This is a genomic window from Leptospira abararensis (genome assembly GCF_016918735.1).
GTDB classification, from domain to species: domain Bacteria; phylum Spirochaetota; class Leptospiria; order Leptospirales; family Leptospiraceae; genus Leptospira_A; species Leptospira_A abararensis.
The window spans coordinates 1-14,122 of sequence record NZ_JAFFPR010000054.1 but is presented as its reverse complement, the minus strand read 5'-3'; the positions used below and the strand labels follow the sequence as shown (position 1 = coordinate 14,122).

Sequence of the window (14,122 nt, the reverse complement as noted above, 5' to 3'; positions counted from 1 at the left end):
ATTGATTTCAAAGCTAACTTTTAGAATCCTTCAGATAAAGAGTAAAGCTTTCGGTAAAATGATTCAATGAATAAACTAACAGCTTGGATAAAATCGATCCATTTCCTTATAGGATTACAAAGTAGGGATGAAACGCTTCCTGAGGTTAAGGAAATTTTGATTCCAATTCGTAACGGTATTTTGCGTGCCGATTATTATACGCCAAAATCAAAATCATTAGGTACAATCATCACGATCAATGGCCTAGCACCATTGGGAAACCGTGATCCGAGGTTTATCATTGTAAATCGAAGTCTGAATCAACTTGGTTATACGGTCATAAGCCCATTCTACGATGAAATTTGTGATTATAAAATCTCCCTTCGGAACATTGAGGACATTAAAGATTCGATTCTTTTTATCTCCGCCCAAAAAGAAATCAGTCCATCAGGAAAAGTATCCATTTTTGCGCCTTCTTTTTCAGGTTCTTTAAGTCTCATTGCAGTAAGCGACAAACAAATTGCCAATCGAATTAATTCCATTTGTGCAATCGGTGCCTTTGCTAATGTAGATGATATTATTGGGAATTTATTCGCTAATCAAAATTTAGATGAATATGGCAGAATGATCCTTCTACTTAACTTTCTTCCTTTATCCATTGGAGAAAACAAAAGTTTATTCAAGGCCATTAAACTTGCTATTTTAGACAATTATTACAAATACAAGGACAATCTTCTAGAACCTCATTATACAAAGATGAAAAAAGCGGATCGCGTTTTTTTTGAAAAATTGAAATATGATAAAAATTTCCGAATGAAACATTGGGAAATCATCCTTAAAAAAGGAGGAAAAAATCGTGAGTTATTATCTGCCTTATCGGTAACAAACTACATTGATTCACTTAATTTACCTATTTTATTAATTCATGGACTGAAGGACGACGTAGTGCCAGCAAACGAGTCTTCTATGTTACACGAAAAACTAATCGCTCGGGGGGTAGATTCTAAACTTTGTATTACAAATCTTATCTCCCATGGAGATACTGGATTTAGTTTAAAGACATTATTCGAAGTGCCTAAACTCATCACATCATTTTCATTTTTTTTCAGAAAGGCTTAGTTTATAAAAAAGAATCAACAGCAGCTTTGATCAAATTTAAAGCTTCTTTCATTTCTTGTTCTCGAATCACAAGCGGTGGTGCAAACCTGACTGTGTTTTTATGAGTTTCTTTGACCAAAACTCCCCTATTCATTAGTTCAAGGCATAATTTTTTGGCGTCCACGGTTTCTGTAAATTGTACTGCATTTAAAAGACCCTTTCCCCGAACAGAATGCACTAAAGGATGATTCCAAGAGGCAATCGTCTCTCGAAATAGTATCCCCATACTTTCGGAATTCTCAGACATCCCTTCATCTAAAATTGTTTTCAGAGCAGTCATGGCCACTTCGCAAGCCAGTGGATTTCCACCAAAAGTAGAACCATGTTCCCCAGGTTTCAAAAGCAAAAGAATTTCATCGGAACCTAACACACAGGAGATGGGCATCATTCCACCTGAAAGAGCTTTACCAAGAAGCAATAAGTCTGGTTTTATTGCAGAATGATCAGAACAAAGAAGTTTTCCCGTTCTGCCCAAACCAGTTTGTATTTCGTCAACAATCAACAATACATTATGAATTTCGCATATTCTTTTTGCTTCTCGCAGATAATTTTCATGAGGAACAATGACGCCAGCTTCGCCTTGAATTGCTTCCACCATAAAAGCAGCAACATTCGGATCAGAAGCTGCCTTTTCTAAAGTTTCTAAGTCATTGTAAGGAATGATTTCGTATCCAGAAAGAAAGGGACCAAAATCATTTTTACTTTTCGGATCTGTCGATGACGAGATAGCAGCGATCGTTCTACCCCAAAAATTTCCTTCACAGAATATGATTTTTGCTTGGTTTTTTGGGATTTTTTTCTTTTGGTATCCCCATTTTCTAGCTAGTTTAACAGCTGTTTCTCCTGCCTCTACCCCAGTATTCATTGGTAACACTCGATCATATCCAAAGGTAGAACACATAAATTCAGTAAATAACGGAAGTTTGTCGTTATGGAAGGCTCGGGAGGTAAGGGTAAGTATGGATGCTTGTTTTTGGAAAACCTCTACAACTTTTGGATGGCAATGGCCTTGATTGACAGCACTATAGGCAGAAAGAAAATCAAAATACTTTTTCCCTTCTATATCCCATAGATAAATACCTTCCCCTTTGACTAAGACAACCGGTAACGGAGAATAATTGAAGGCTCCAAATTTAGATTCTTTTTCGATTAGTAAATCCGTTAAATTTCCCATTGGGAAATAAAAACATTTAAGTTATTGTTTACAACTCCTTTCATATATCATAATCTCATTTTTTAAAAGAATCCAGAGTTTTAGGGTCCAAATTGGTTGTTACATTATGTTTACAAAACAAATGCAATATGATGATACAAAAATTCTTGGTATTGCAAAAACAATTGAAACAAATTCTGGGTCCCTGTTTCAAAGATTCATATTTTTCATTACTTCGAAAACAATTCACTTTGGGTTTCGTTACCCGAAACTAAAATTACAAATTTTTAAATTCATTGATGTCCTTCCCTCTCTCGAAACAAAAAAAATTTACTCTTATTTTAAAATTTATATTTTTGATGAAGATACAGAGATACCTACTTTTTTAAAATCAGCGATTCACTTTTTTATCAGCATTTTGTTCCTAAGCTTTCCAATCTCTTTTTTGATAGAAAAAATTGTAAAAGTTTTTGCAAAATTTTTTATCCTGACTGATTCACCCGAAAACTTAAAACAAATGAAACCGTCTGCGAGGCCTCGCACTTACGACGTATTAGGTGAAATTGCTCTTTCTCCGAAAGAAGCCAAAGAATACCTCAGGCAATATTCGGAACTTTTGGAAATATTACCCCAAGTGGCCCCTGAGATAGATCCCAAACTAAGAACTAATATTTCTATTAAATGTTCAGGGATCGAAACTAGATTATATCCTGAATCCGAAGAGATAAGTGTTCACTACTTAAAAGAAGCGCTCCGCCCTATCTTACGTTTAGCGATGCAGAAAGGAATCGGAATCAATTTGGATATGGAACAATATGATTTAAAATCAATCATTACCCAAACGGCAATGGATTTGTTTTTAGAGGAGGAATTCAAAACCTACCCTCATTTTGGTATTGTTGTTCAATCCTATTTAAAATCTTCCAGAGAAGATTTATTGGTTTGGAGAGAGTATGCTAAGACCCGAGCAGTTCCCATCACCATTCGACTTGTGAAAGGCGCATACTTAGAATATGAAAGAATCAAAGCAGAAGAACGTGCATGGGTTTCCCCTGTTTTTGATACCAAAAGAGAAACAGATATAAAGTTCGAAGAGAATGTTTTATTTCTTTTGGAAGCAAGTCCTTACCTTCGATCGGCCTTCGGAACACATAATCTTCGTTCGCTGGCATTTATCTTATATCATGCGGAACGTTATTCTATTTTTGATTTTGAAATTCAAATGTTATATGGAATGGCCGGAAAATACAAAGTTGGATTAGAATCTATGGGAATCAAAATCAGAGAATACTCACCCATTGGATCTTTACTTCCGGGAATGGCTTACTTGATTCGAAGATTATTAGAGAATACCTCAAACCAAGGTTTTTTATACCAAATGAGTCTTGGAAAGAACTTAGATTCTTTGATCATAAGTCCAAAAAAGGAAACAGTCAATGGAATTTAAAAATGAAACCATTCGGGATTTTTCACTGGATACAGAAAGAACAACCTTACGTTCTGTATTAAATTCTATTGAGAATTTGCTCCCTTTCGAAATTCCCATTATATTCGGTGGTATGGAGAAATTTTCGGCAAATCGTTTTGTCCATAATAATCCATGGTCACCAGAACTTGTGGTCTCAAAGGTGTCTCTTGCCACTGCCAATGACTTAGAAGAAGCGATTCAAATTTCCAAAAAATATGGAAACCAATGGAAACAGTGGTCACAAGAAGATCGTTCCCACTTACTCCTCAAAGTCGCAGAAAGATTAGTACAAAAGAAAGATTTGATTATCTCTGTCTGTATTTGGGAAACAGGGAAACATATCACAGAAGCAGAAATTGAATTTGCGGAAGCAGTCGATTTTTGTCGTTACTATGCGATAATTGCAAACGATCATCTTCTCCCCAAAAAAATAAATCTCTTAGGTGAAGACAATTTCTATTACTACCAACCCAAGGGAATCGTCGGATGTATCTCTCCTTGGAATTTTCCCATGGCCATATTCACTGGAATGTGTGCAGGCCCTCTAGTCACAGGTAACATTGTCCTAGCAAAACCAGCAGAAGAAACTTCTGCGACAGCGTATGAAATCACAAAATGTTTTTGGGAAGTGGGTGTACCAAAAGAAGTCTTCCATTTTTTACCTGGACTTGGTTCTGAAATGGGAGAAGCCATTGTGACTCACCCAGAGGTTTCCGTAATTAATTTTACTGGTTCCAGGGATGTTGGTCTTTCCATACTCAGGAAGGCTTCCATTGTTTCTCCTGGACAAAGAATCATCAAAAAACTGGTCTGTGAGTTAGGTGGAAAAAATGCAATGATTGTGGATGCAGATGCTGACATAGACGTTGCCATCCAATCCATTCTTTCCTCTGCCTTTGGGTTCCAAGGCCAAAAATGTAGTGCACTCTCTCGTCTTTTCGTACATAACGATTGTTACGATAAACTAAAAGAAAGATTAATTGCTGCCATGGATGGTTTACTAATTGGTTCACCCTTAGATTTCGAAAATCGAATTGGACCTGTGATCCACGAGGAAAGTTATTTACGGCTTTTGAAATTGCAAAAGGAAAATGAGAGTTTTTTAATCGGAAGAGCAAACTTAGTTCCCAATGGAGGATTTTACATTCCGCCGAGTTTATATGAACCACCCATTTTTTCTTCTATGTGGACTTCTGAAATCTTTGGGCCATTACTTTCTATGCAAAAAATTTCTAGTTTTGCGGAAGGAATCCAGTATGCCAATGACTCCGACTACGCACTTACCTGTGGAGTCATTTCTCGAAATCCAAAACATATATTGCAGGCAAAATTAGAAATAGAAGCAGGAAATTTGTACATCAACCGTGGAATTACGGGAGCCGTTGTCAACAGACAACCATTTGGTGGCGGAAAACTTTCAGGAACAGGGGCCAAAGCGGGTGGACCAGACTATTTACACCTTTTTGTCGAAGGAAGAACCTATACGGAAAACACAATGCGCCAAGGTTTCTCAAGAGATACACTCCAATGAAAAACCAAAGAATCACGTAGTTTCTTGCTAATTTTCTGAACTAGAAATTCTTTCTTGGTGGCCCGGATAGACAAACTTAGGTTTATGTTTCTCTGCCAATCCTTTTAAAAAGTCCAAACTTTTCCGATTGAGGTTTTGGTCCGTTGTAAAAGCACCTGGAGTGACTCCTTCTTTCCAGCCCCATCTGGTGTGACAAGAATCCCCTAACACCAAATGTCCACCTTCTTTTGAAGGAATGAAAAATGCCAAACTTCCCGGCGTATGTCCTGGTACAAAAAGGACGTAAAAACTCTGATCTCCAAAAAAATCAAACACTGCAATTTCATTTGGATTTTTTCCAAAATCGAATTGTACTAAATTTGGATTTTCTCCTAACAAACGATTGGTGGAACCTTGCACAAATAGATTAATGAAATATTTGTCCGTTACCTCACCTGGTCCCACATAAAAAGGGACAGATCTATCTATTTCATAAGCACCAAGTGCATGATCTAAATGCAAATGAGTAAAAAACACTCCCTTTAAATCTATTTTGTTTTTGAACAAATAGGATTTGGTCGTTTCATAAACTTTTAGTTTATGAAAATGCATCTGCGATTCCACGATAGAACTAACACGACTTTCCTCCTCACCCTTAGGGAAATTTTCCCCCATTCCAGAATCGATCATAAAACTTCCGTATTTCGGGTGTTTGACGAGGTAAAAGTAAATCGAAATAGGTTCTGACCGATCTTTTAAACCGGCAGCTTTCGCTTTGGGATCATCCAAATCCAAAAGTCCAGCTAAAGAGGCTTCCCAATCCGCTACTTTGACCACTTGGAACTCGGTCCAAACTTTTGGTTTAGGAAAGAGAGGAACGGTTTCAGTAGAACTATTAGAAAGATAAGGAGTTACTTTATGTGAGGTTACCTGACAAAAAAAGGTCAAAATACAAAAGGAAAATAAAACACCGGTTTTAATCATACGATAACACTTTAAGTGCCTCCAATAATCTTATCAATGATACCATAATCCAAAGCCTCTTTCGCAGTAAACCAAGTATCACGTTCCGTATCTTCCTTTAACTTTTCTATAGGTTGACCTGTGGCGTTAGCCATGATTTCGTTTAATAAATCTTTTTCTCTTCTAACAGATTCCGCAAATATTCGGATATCTTCAGCAGGCCCCTTAAACTCTCCCATCACATGAGGTTGGTGAATGAGGACTTTACTATGAGGATAAGCGAAACGATATCCCTTCGCACCCGATAGAAGTAATACCGCACCAAAGGACATAGCCATCCCCAAACAGGTAGTATAAACTGGATTGTGAAGGTGATTCATTACGTCTAATATCGCCAAACCTGCATAAGTTGACCCACCAGGAGAATGAATGTAAAGTGTAATGGGTCTTGTCGGATCTATGGCTTCGAGATATAAAAATCGATCGATTAAATACCTCGCGGAATTGTCGTTCACCTCACCCCAAAGAAAAACTTTTCTTTGTTCCAGATATACATTTTCAATTTGTCCATTTGAATAAACTTGAGTTGCTTCCAATTAGATCTCCTATGCTGCCATCATAAATGTTGAATTGGCTTCTGGGCGAAAAGTTTCACCTATTCCCGTTCGAAGGATTCTTTTGACTCTAGTATGTCTTTTTTTGATAAACGATAAAGTTTTTCCTTCAGATTTAGAAATTTCAACTAAAGAATAATTTTGGTAATAATGTAGTTCGATTAATTTTTGATCAGCTGGATCTAATTTTTGAACATTCTCAAAAATAGTTTCATAACATTCTTTCTCTAAAAAAGAAGAATGTAATTCTTCTGAATTTTGGTCCATCTGGTTTGGATCGACGAAAATTAAATTCTGAGATTCTTTCTTTCTTAAGATACGGTCGACATGTTTGATTACGGCTCTTTTTAGCAGTGAGGGAAAAGCAGCGGGAGTGTTGATTTTTTCCAGATTTTGATACAGATCCCAGAAAGATTCTTGGACTACGTCTTGCGAAAGGTCTTCATCTTTTAGAATTTTAGCAGCAAATTTGGTGGCAAAATTAGAAAACCGATTTTGTAAAATTGTCCATGCCCGCATATCTCCCGATTTTACGATTTCTAAAAGTTCAATATAGGATTTGTCATTCATACAACCAAATGTCCCAGCTTACCTCAATTTAGTTCCTAAAAAAATAAATGAATCACATTTTTATCAAACGAAATTAGCGAAATAAAATAGAATTTTTCTACAAATTAAGCTTGGAATCGAGCCCAAGATCCCCATCGTTTGGTTCCAAATCAAGAATAAGCCGAGCGGGATGAAAAAGGATCTAATGATAACCTAAAAATAGAATTGAGTTTCGCAAGAGGCCTGTTAGTGTATCCAATTAATGAGAGTTTGTGGAAACTGCGATGGATTTATACCATTAGAAATATCTAATTGTCCTAATTGTGGGTCAAAGGCAAATAACCTATCTTCGAACGGTCATTCCATTCAAAAAATTGTGTCTGGGATTGCTTCCCTAAGTGTTAGTATGACTTTAATGGCTTGTTATGGACTGCCACCAAGAATGAATGACGAAAAAGACCTCCTCGCAGTTTTGGCATTATCCAACAGCAGTAATCATGTACAAGCCATCATCACTGCTCCAAGTGATCGAGGAACATTAACGATTGAATTAGGACAAAAAAAGTTTATACTGCAGGCTAGTCAAAAATCGAAAGCCTTCAATTTATATTCTGAGACCTACCATTATAAAATCACTGACTCCTTAAACAATGTCATCTTCGAAGATACACAATTCAATTTTGCAAAAAATAGTAAAGATGGGATTATCATAAAGTCCGACTCAAATGTCGATTTTAGCGACACAACCATTTGTTACAATCTGAACGGTATTTCTGGAAATCTCGAAACCATAAAATGTTCAGAATTAGACAGCAATTGATATTATGAATAGTAGGCGAATCTCAGCCTCGGACCAAAACTATCACCCCGCATATGTAGTATGGGAACTTACACTTAAATGTGACCAATCCTGTTCCCATTGTGGTTCTCGAGCCAGATCACCGAGAAACAATGAATTGACGACCGATGAGGCAATTATCTTAGCCGAAGAATTGATACAAATGAAACCTAAGGAAGTTGTATTGATTGGTGGAGAGGCCTATTTGCATAAGGGATTTTTGGAAATTATCAAGATACTAAGTTCGCATCAAATATTGGTGAGTATGACAACGGGGGGAAAGGGAATCACTCCAGAAATAGCGAAACAATCTGTAGATTCTGGACTAAAGAATGTATCAGTTAGCATCGACGGGTTAGAGGCAACCCATGATCTGATTCGCAGAAACAAAGGAAGTTTTAAGGCGGCAACTAACGCCTTGAAAGTTTTTCAGGAATTAGGAGTATCCATTGCTGCCAATACAAATATCAATCGGATTAATAAAGATGAATTGGAAGAGTTATATCAGTTTTTAAAATCAATGGACATCCAGTCTTGGCAGATCCAAATCACGACACCATTAGGAAGAGCCGCTGACCGCCCGAATCTAATTTTACAACCTTGGGATCTTTTGAAACTTATGCCAAAAATTGCAGAATTAAAAAAATCTGCTTATCAAGAAGGTATCCTCATTATGCCAGGAAACAATTTGGGTTACTTCGGTCCGGAAGAAAAAACAATACGTTCTTTAAGTGAATCAGGCAATGACCATTGGTTGGGTTGCCAGGCGGGAAAGTTTGTTATGGGAATTGAATCTGATGGGGGAATCAAAGGATGTCCGTCATTACAATCAAATGCATATATCGGTGGCAATATTCGAAACAAAAGTTTAAAAGAGATTTGGACAAAAAGTCCAGAGCTCCAAATCAATAGATTTAGAACTGTTGAATCCCTTTCTGGATTTTGTAGAACTTGTCCTTTCGCAAAATCATGTTTAGGTGGTTGCAGTTTTACGGCTCATTCGATTCTCGGAAAAACTGGCAATAATCCTTTTTGCCATTTCCGTGCAAAATCTTTAGCAAAACTGAATATAAGGGAAAGACTGGTGTTAAAAGAAAAGGCTCCATCAAAACCTTTCGACAATGGGATTTTTGAAATCCATGAAGAACCATTTGATTTACCAGAAGAAACAATTTTTAGTAATATAGATCGTATAAAAAAAGCGAACGTGATCAAAAATACCTAATTCATTTATAAAATCCTCCTATTCTATTTAGATTCATAAAGTAGAATTCAGAATACAATAGATAAAATTAAATCATCCGCCTCCGTATAGCCGACCTATCCAATTCAGTCTTTGCGAAGATCAGCGCTTTGTTATAGTATATCTTTGCATTTTCCCGTTCTAATTCTGAGTGTAACTCTCCCAATAGGAAAAAATAATAGGGGTTTGTTTTTAGATCCAGATCTTCAAGTTCCTTTAGAGCAGCATCCCTACCCTTTACCTGAAAAAGAGCATAGGCACGATTTAACAAAAGTTGCGGAGAAGGTTCTAACTCTAACAAGCCAGTATAAAGTTCATAAATGGACTCCCATTTTTTTTCTGTATCCTCTTGCTTTGTATGCCAATAAGCAATAGCTGCCTCTAAATGGTATTTAGAAAATTTTGGTTCTTTGTTTGACTGGGAAAAGAAATATTCTCCCTTTTTAATAAATTCGGTATTCCATAATGATTTGTTTTGATCTCCGTAAAGGATGATCTCTCCTTCTCCATCCAACCTTGCTTCAAATCTAGATATATGAAAACAAAGGAGAGAAAGAAGTGCATTCACTTCAGAAGTATTGGTTTCTTTATTTTCTAATAGAATGGAACAAAGGCGGATGGCGTCCAAACATAATTCTTTCCCCGAGAATCTGTCTTGGATTTGAGAAGAATACCCCTCGTTAAACAGTAAATAAATGGTTCTAAGTACAGAGGACAATCTCTCTTCCAACTCATGATGACTTGGAAATGCTAATGAAATATTATTTTCTCTTAGTTTACTTTTTGCACGAAGTAGTCTTTTGTTAATTGTCTCCTTATTCGATAAAAAAGCTCTAGCTATTTCCTCGATCCCAAACCCACAAAGGATTCGCAATGATAGAGCAATTTGGGACTCTATCGGAATGGAAGGATGTGCGATGGCAAAAATCATTCGAAGTTGGCTGTCTAGAATATTTTCATCAGACAAATCCAGTTCTATTTCTGTTACGATTTTTTCTCTTTGGTAAACAGGAAGGATCTTGCTTTGCAAAATAGAATCTCTATGAATGAATTTTTTTGCTTTATTTTTTGCAACTGCATACAACCAACCCACAGGATTTCCAGGGATTCCATTTAACCCCCAAGTTTGCGATGCAGTTAAAAAGGTTTCGCTTGCAATATCTTCTGCAATCTCAATCTGATAAAATCCATAGTGTTTACAGAGAACAGAAATTATTTTTGCATATTCCGTTCGAAACAAATGGGGAAGTAAGTCGGACTGATTCATTAATATTCAGATAGTTTCTATTAAATTACTTATTACTTATGAATGCCGACTATTTTTCTCACCTCTACACTGTTTCCTTCCCCCATAAGGATAGGACAATTTTTGGCAATATTTGCAGCTTCTTCAAAGTCATTTGCTAAAATGATAATAAAACCAGCTAGAGATTCTTTTGTTTCTACATAGGGGCCATCGGTTATGATATGGTCCGATTGAATGACTCTTCCTTCCGTCGACAATGCAGTCCCTGACTTAAACTTCTTTTGTGCAACAATACTGTTTATCCATTCCTGATATTGTTGCATATAGATTTGCAATTGTTCGGGAGATGGTTGAGCCTCCTTTGTTAGAATGTCTAAACGCATTAAAATTAAATATTCTTCCATTGTTTATCTCACTTTTTTCTCATCGATATTTCTTCGGATAAAATCTCGAACCCTTGCTTCATATTCAATTTGATTTGCTTCCCAAATAGAAGCGTGAGAACCTAAAGCAGGGAACCAAACTTCGCGCGGTCCTGGATAAAGTTTTGCCAATGACTTCGAATGTTCGTAAGAAACTACTGAATCTGCCTTACTATGAATTAACAATAGAGGTACAGAACTAGCGAATGGTAAAGCATTTTCGGGACTCAGCAATGAATCAAATTTTCCTCGGCTAGTAACAAGTTCCATTAATGTGTAAACCATCCAATTGGGTAAGTTAGCAGATTCTGGAGAATCCAAAATCAATCGATCAAAACTAAGCATAGGATTTTCTAAAATCAGTCCTTTCACCTTTTCTAAAAAAGGAAGAGATATTAATACAGAAGAAGCTCCCACAGAAGAACCCATCATTAGAATATTCTTATATTTTTTATATACATACAAATATGCCGAGATCACATCTCTTGATTCACGGTTTCCGAAACTAAGTCCTGGAACTAAACATGGTGCCTCTCCATGACAAGAAAGGTCAAAACTCAATACATTAAATCCTTGGCTTAGATATAACGGGATGAATCGGGTAAGCTCCCTTCGATCGGCACCTCCTCCATGGATCAGTAGGATCACTCCCTTTTCATGGAGAGATCCATTATCACTTGCTGACACAAACCAACCTGGAAGATTATATCCGTTAAGGGAAGGAACCGAAATTTCTTGAAATTCAAATTCCTTAGTTAGGCGGATATTTCCACAGAATTTCCCCCAAACTTTTTCTCCTTCGGAACTACATTCCTTAAAGTTCTTACTGATCCCTTTCCAAACTGGAAATAGAATTTGGTTACTCGCCGACCAAATTCCGAATGTAAATGCAAATAGGAAGATAAATAGAAGGATCACGGAGGTGTACCCGAGATTCCGAAGTTTCTTATTTCCCATGAATGGTTCGTATATTTTTTGTTTTTTGGACATGCCAATCTCCTGTCACTTATATCCAATGAAGATTGGTAAAATGGACAGGGGACTTTAAAAAAGTGACAAGACTGAGAATAAAATCGCAGAGTTGAGAATGCCTATTGATTGGCTTGGTGAGGCGGATATTCGCGCTGACCGCGAACCACTTCCTCACCAAATTCTTGGGATATTGATTCTCCTGCCTATCGAATCGCCCATGTTGCGTATTGAACTTGTTCAGATGCTGATCCAGCGATTGAGACCAATACGAATGCACCATTCCCATATGCCACTCCACGATACTGGCCAGTGGAAAGGGGTGTCCTTGCTGTCCAGGTAATCCCATCGAGGGAGGTCATTGCGCGGCTGGTACCAGTAAAAGATACTGCCATAAAAAGACCATTGCCATACTGGACACCATACCATTGGTTATTTTCCGCAGCTGATCTTGCAGTCCAATTGATGCCATCGGAAGAGGTCATCACTCGGTTTGTTCCCGTCCTTGCAACGGCTACAAATGTATTTTTTCCAAAGGTTACAGCCCGCCAATCATTGGTTTGAGCAGCGGTGCGTGTTGTCCAATTGACAGCATCTGTTGAGGTGGCTACTTGACCACCGGACGCTACAATGACAAAGACTCCATTGCCATAAGCGATACCTTCGTAACTGCCTGCAGGAGGAGCCGCACTGGTCCAATCGATACCATTCGTTGAGGTGGCAATGCTCGTCCCACTAATCGCTACAAAACGCCCATTCCCAAAAAGTACATTGGACCAACTGACTGTACCACCACCTGGTAAGGAACGCATAATCCAATTGATTCCATCTGTGGAGGTCATAGCGCGGTTCGTTACTCCCGAATTTGCCAATGCAACGAAGATGTTATTTCCGTAAGCAACTCCAAGCCATTGTTCCGAGTCACCAGCCATACGCTCTGTCCAAGTTTTTGCATCCGGTGATGTCATCACTGTGTTGGTAAGGGCAGTATCTTGAGCAACTGAGACAAATTGGTTCCCTCCAAAGGTAACGGCTGCCCAAATGTTTGAGCTAGAAGCAGCTGCACTTGTAAAAGTACTTAACTCGCAGCGTTCCGGATTGGTTTCACAGGTTTGCGTCGCATAAAGCCCTAAAAGGAGTAGAGGCAATTGGTCGTCTTTTTGCTTCGAACATGCGGTAAAAATGAAACTGAAACAAGTAAAAATCAAAAGAAAATTAATCGGACTTTTCCATATGGATATACCATTCAAAACACTCATAAATCAAATCTCCATTTCATTTGCGGATAACATGATTTTGAATATCCGAATCTCACAATCCTATACAAATCCCTTAAAAACTCAATTCATTTCTTCGGAAAAAGTATAACAATAAAATGCGAAAGCTGTAAAATTTTAAGGTTATTCCATTTCATTTTTCAGTGAATCATTACGGAAAATTTTTAATAGAGGTGTTTACCAATGCACTTCCAAAAATGGTTTTTCGTTTTTTTGAATCAGTTCGAATTTCAAAATCTCTTTTGTGTGTTTCAGTGTGATATCGATATCATCCCAACCGTTTCGGATTCGATTCACAGAAGCAGAATCCAAATGAAATGGAAAGCTTTGGTCTCCCGCTTGTACTTCCAAATTTTCTAAATTGATTCTGATTGGAGATCCCGAATTTTTAGAAACCCAGTCATTAAGATATTGGATTTCTTCTTCTTTCAAACGAACCAATGCGATTCCATTCTTCGCAGAATTAATCGAGAATATATCTGCGAATGAGGGAGCCAAAATCGCCCTGATTCCGAAATCAGAAAGGGCCCAAGGAGCATGTTCTCTACTCGAGCCACAGCCGAAATTTTTTCCAGCGATGAGCACACTTGCGTTCTTAAATCTTTCTTGGTTCAAAATGAATTCTGGATTTGGAATCGTTCCTTCTAAATCTAGATATCTCCAATCATGAAATAAATGTTTTCCAAAACCCTTTTTATCGATTAATTTCATAAATTGTTTAGGAAGTATTTGG

At 37.5% G+C, this 14,122-nt stretch carries 15 protein-coding genes; 6 read left to right on the top strand and 9 right to left on the bottom strand.

Annotation, left to right across the window (positions count from 1 at the left end):
* Window positions 1-66 precede the first annotated feature (66 nt).
* Window positions 67-1,098: an alpha/beta hydrolase family protein gene (locus JWG40_RS15620; RefSeq protein WP_205286711.1), complete on the top strand. Its 1,032-nt coding sequence runs from the start codon at window positions 67-69 to the stop codon at window positions 1,096-1,098.
* A 1-nt stretch (window position 1,099) separates the two neighbouring features.
* Here JWG40_RS15620 and rocD read toward each other — a convergent pair whose 3' ends face one another.
* The gene (rocD, locus tag JWG40_RS15615; RefSeq protein ID WP_205286710.1) at window positions 1,100-2,311 is read right to left on the bottom strand and encodes an ornithine--oxo-acid transaminase; all 1,212 of its coding nucleotides are present in this window, start codon (window positions 2,309-2,311) and stop codon (window positions 1,100-1,102) included.
* Between the two features lie 106 nt (window positions 2,312-2,417).
* On the opposite strand from rocD, the gene JWG40_RS15610 reads away from it, so the two are divergent.
* Both JWG40_RS15610 and JWG40_RS15605 read left to right on the top strand, forming a co-directional pair.
* The gene (locus tag JWG40_RS15610; RefSeq protein WP_205286709.1) at window positions 2,418-3,737 is read left to right on the top strand and encodes a proline dehydrogenase family protein; all 1,320 of its coding nucleotides are present in this window, start codon (window positions 2,418-2,420) and stop codon (window positions 3,735-3,737) included.
* Window positions 3,727-5,289: an aldehyde dehydrogenase family protein gene (locus JWG40_RS15605; RefSeq protein WP_205286708.1), complete on the top strand. Its 1,563-nt coding sequence runs from the start codon at window positions 3,727-3,729 to the stop codon at window positions 5,287-5,289. The genes JWG40_RS15610 and JWG40_RS15605 overlap by 11 nt, the downstream gene beginning before the upstream one ends.
* Window positions 5,290-5,316: 27 nt before the next feature.
* Here the strand turns inward: JWG40_RS15605 and JWG40_RS15600 are convergent, their stop codons facing one another.
* The 3 genes from JWG40_RS15600 to JWG40_RS15590 are packed head-to-tail and all read right to left on the bottom strand — an operon-like array spanning window position 5,317 to window position 7,415.
* A complete protein-coding gene (locus tag JWG40_RS15600; RefSeq protein ID WP_205286707.1) occupies window positions 5,317-6,252 on the bottom strand; it encodes an MBL fold metallo-hydrolase in 936 nt (311 codons plus the stop codon).
* Window positions 6,253-6,263: 11 nt separating this feature from the next.
* Window positions 6,264-6,827 (bottom strand): ClpP family protease, encoded by a 564-nt coding sequence (locus JWG40_RS15595; RefSeq protein ID WP_205286706.1) that lies wholly within the window; start codon window positions 6,825-6,827, stop codon window positions 6,264-6,266.
* Between the two features lie 9 nt (window positions 6,828-6,836).
* Window positions 6,837-7,415 (bottom strand): RNA polymerase sigma factor, encoded by a 579-nt coding sequence (locus tag JWG40_RS15590; protein ID WP_205286705.1) that lies wholly within the window; start codon window positions 7,413-7,415, stop codon window positions 6,837-6,839.
* 421 nt (window positions 7,416-7,836) lie between these two features.
* On the opposite strand from JWG40_RS15590, the gene JWG40_RS15585 reads away from it, so the two are divergent.
* Both JWG40_RS15585 and JWG40_RS15580 read left to right on the top strand, forming a co-directional pair.
* On the top strand, window positions 7,837-8,214 hold the full coding sequence (locus tag JWG40_RS15585) for a hypothetical protein (RefSeq protein WP_205286704.1): 378 nt from the start codon (window positions 7,837-7,839) through the stop codon (window positions 8,212-8,214).
* A gap of 4 nt (window positions 8,215-8,218) precedes the next feature.
* The gene (locus JWG40_RS15580; protein ID WP_205286703.1) at window positions 8,219-9,457 is read left to right on the top strand and encodes a radical SAM/SPASM domain-containing protein; all 1,239 of its coding nucleotides are present in this window, start codon (window positions 8,219-8,221) and stop codon (window positions 9,455-9,457) included.
* 67 nt (window positions 9,458-9,524) lie between these two features.
* Here the strand turns inward: JWG40_RS15580 and JWG40_RS15575 are convergent, their stop codons facing one another.
* The 4 genes from JWG40_RS15575 to JWG40_RS15560 all read right to left on the bottom strand — a co-directional run bounded on the left by JWG40_RS15575 (window position 9,525) and on the right by JWG40_RS15560 (window position 13,260).
* Window positions 9,525-10,742, bottom strand: a complete 1,218-nt coding sequence (locus JWG40_RS15575; protein WP_205286702.1) for an RNA polymerase sigma factor — start codon at window positions 10,740-10,742, stop codon at window positions 9,525-9,527.
* A gap of 32 nt (window positions 10,743-10,774) precedes the next feature.
* On the bottom strand, window positions 10,775-11,125 hold the full coding sequence (locus JWG40_RS15570; protein WP_205286701.1) for a YciI family protein: 351 nt from the start codon (window positions 11,123-11,125) through the stop codon (window positions 10,775-10,777).
* Window positions 11,126-11,128: 3 nt separating this feature from the next.
* Window positions 11,129-12,133: an alpha/beta hydrolase gene (locus JWG40_RS15565; RefSeq protein ID WP_205286700.1), complete on the bottom strand. Its 1,005-nt coding sequence runs from the start codon at window positions 12,131-12,133 to the stop codon at window positions 11,129-11,131.
* 185 nt (window positions 12,134-12,318) lie between these two features.
* A complete protein-coding gene (locus JWG40_RS15560) occupies window positions 12,319-13,260 on the bottom strand; it encodes a hypothetical protein (RefSeq protein WP_232369426.1) in 942 nt (313 codons plus the stop codon).
* Window positions 13,261-13,294: 34 nt separating this feature from the next.
* Between JWG40_RS15560 and JWG40_RS15555 the strand changes: the two genes are divergently transcribed.
* Window positions 13,295-13,480, top strand: coding sequence for a hypothetical protein (locus tag JWG40_RS15555; RefSeq protein WP_205286810.1), 186 nt, complete (start codon window positions 13,295-13,297; stop codon window positions 13,478-13,480).
* An 86-nt stretch (window positions 13,481-13,566) separates the two neighbouring features.
* Here JWG40_RS15555 and leuD read toward each other — a convergent pair.
* A partial coding sequence (leuD, locus tag JWG40_RS15550) for a 3-isopropylmalate dehydratase small subunit (protein WP_205286698.1) occupies window positions 13,567-14,122 on the bottom strand: 556 nt, incomplete at its 5' end.

Bases quoted from the DNA above. Each gene is read 5' to 3' on its own strand.
- JWG40_RS15620 (WP_205286711.1), top strand. From the start codon at position 67: ATGAATAAACTAACAGCTTGGATAAAATCGATCCATTTCCTTATAGGA.
- rocD (WP_205286710.1), bottom strand. From the start codon at position 2,311: ATGGGAAATTTAACGGATTTACTAATCGAAAAAGAATCTAAATTTGGA.
- JWG40_RS15610 (WP_205286709.1), top strand. From the start codon at position 2,418: ATGTTTACAAAACAAATGCAATATGATGATACAAAAATTCTTGGTATT.
- JWG40_RS15605 (WP_205286708.1), top strand. From the start codon at position 3,727: ATGGAATTTAAAAATGAAACCATTCGGGATTTTTCACTGGATACAGAA.
- JWG40_RS15600 (WP_205286707.1), bottom strand. From the start codon at position 6,252: ATGATTAAAACCGGTGTTTTATTTTCCTTTTGTATTTTGACCTTTTTT.
- JWG40_RS15590 (WP_205286705.1), bottom strand. From the start codon at position 7,415: ATGAATGACAAATCCTATATTGAACTTTTAGAAATCGTAAAATCGGGA.
- JWG40_RS15585 (WP_205286704.1), top strand. From the start codon at position 7,837: ATGAATGACGAAAAAGACCTCCTCGCAGTTTTGGCATTATCCAACAGC.
- JWG40_RS15580 (WP_205286703.1), top strand. From the start codon at position 8,219: ATGAATAGTAGGCGAATCTCAGCCTCGGACCAAAACTATCACCCCGCA.
- JWG40_RS15575 (WP_205286702.1), bottom strand. From the start codon at position 10,742: ATGAATCAGTCCGACTTACTTCCCCATTTGTTTCGAACGGAATATGCA.
- JWG40_RS15570 (WP_205286701.1), bottom strand. From the start codon at position 11,125: ATGGAAGAATATTTAATTTTAATGCGTTTAGACATTCTAACAAAGGAG.
- JWG40_RS15565 (WP_205286700.1), bottom strand. From the start codon at position 12,133: ATGTCCAAAAAACAAAAAATATACGAACCATTCATGGGAAATAAGAAA.
- JWG40_RS15555 (WP_205286810.1), top strand. From the start codon at position 13,295: ATGAAACTGAAACAAGTAAAAATCAAAAGAAAATTAATCGGACTTTTC.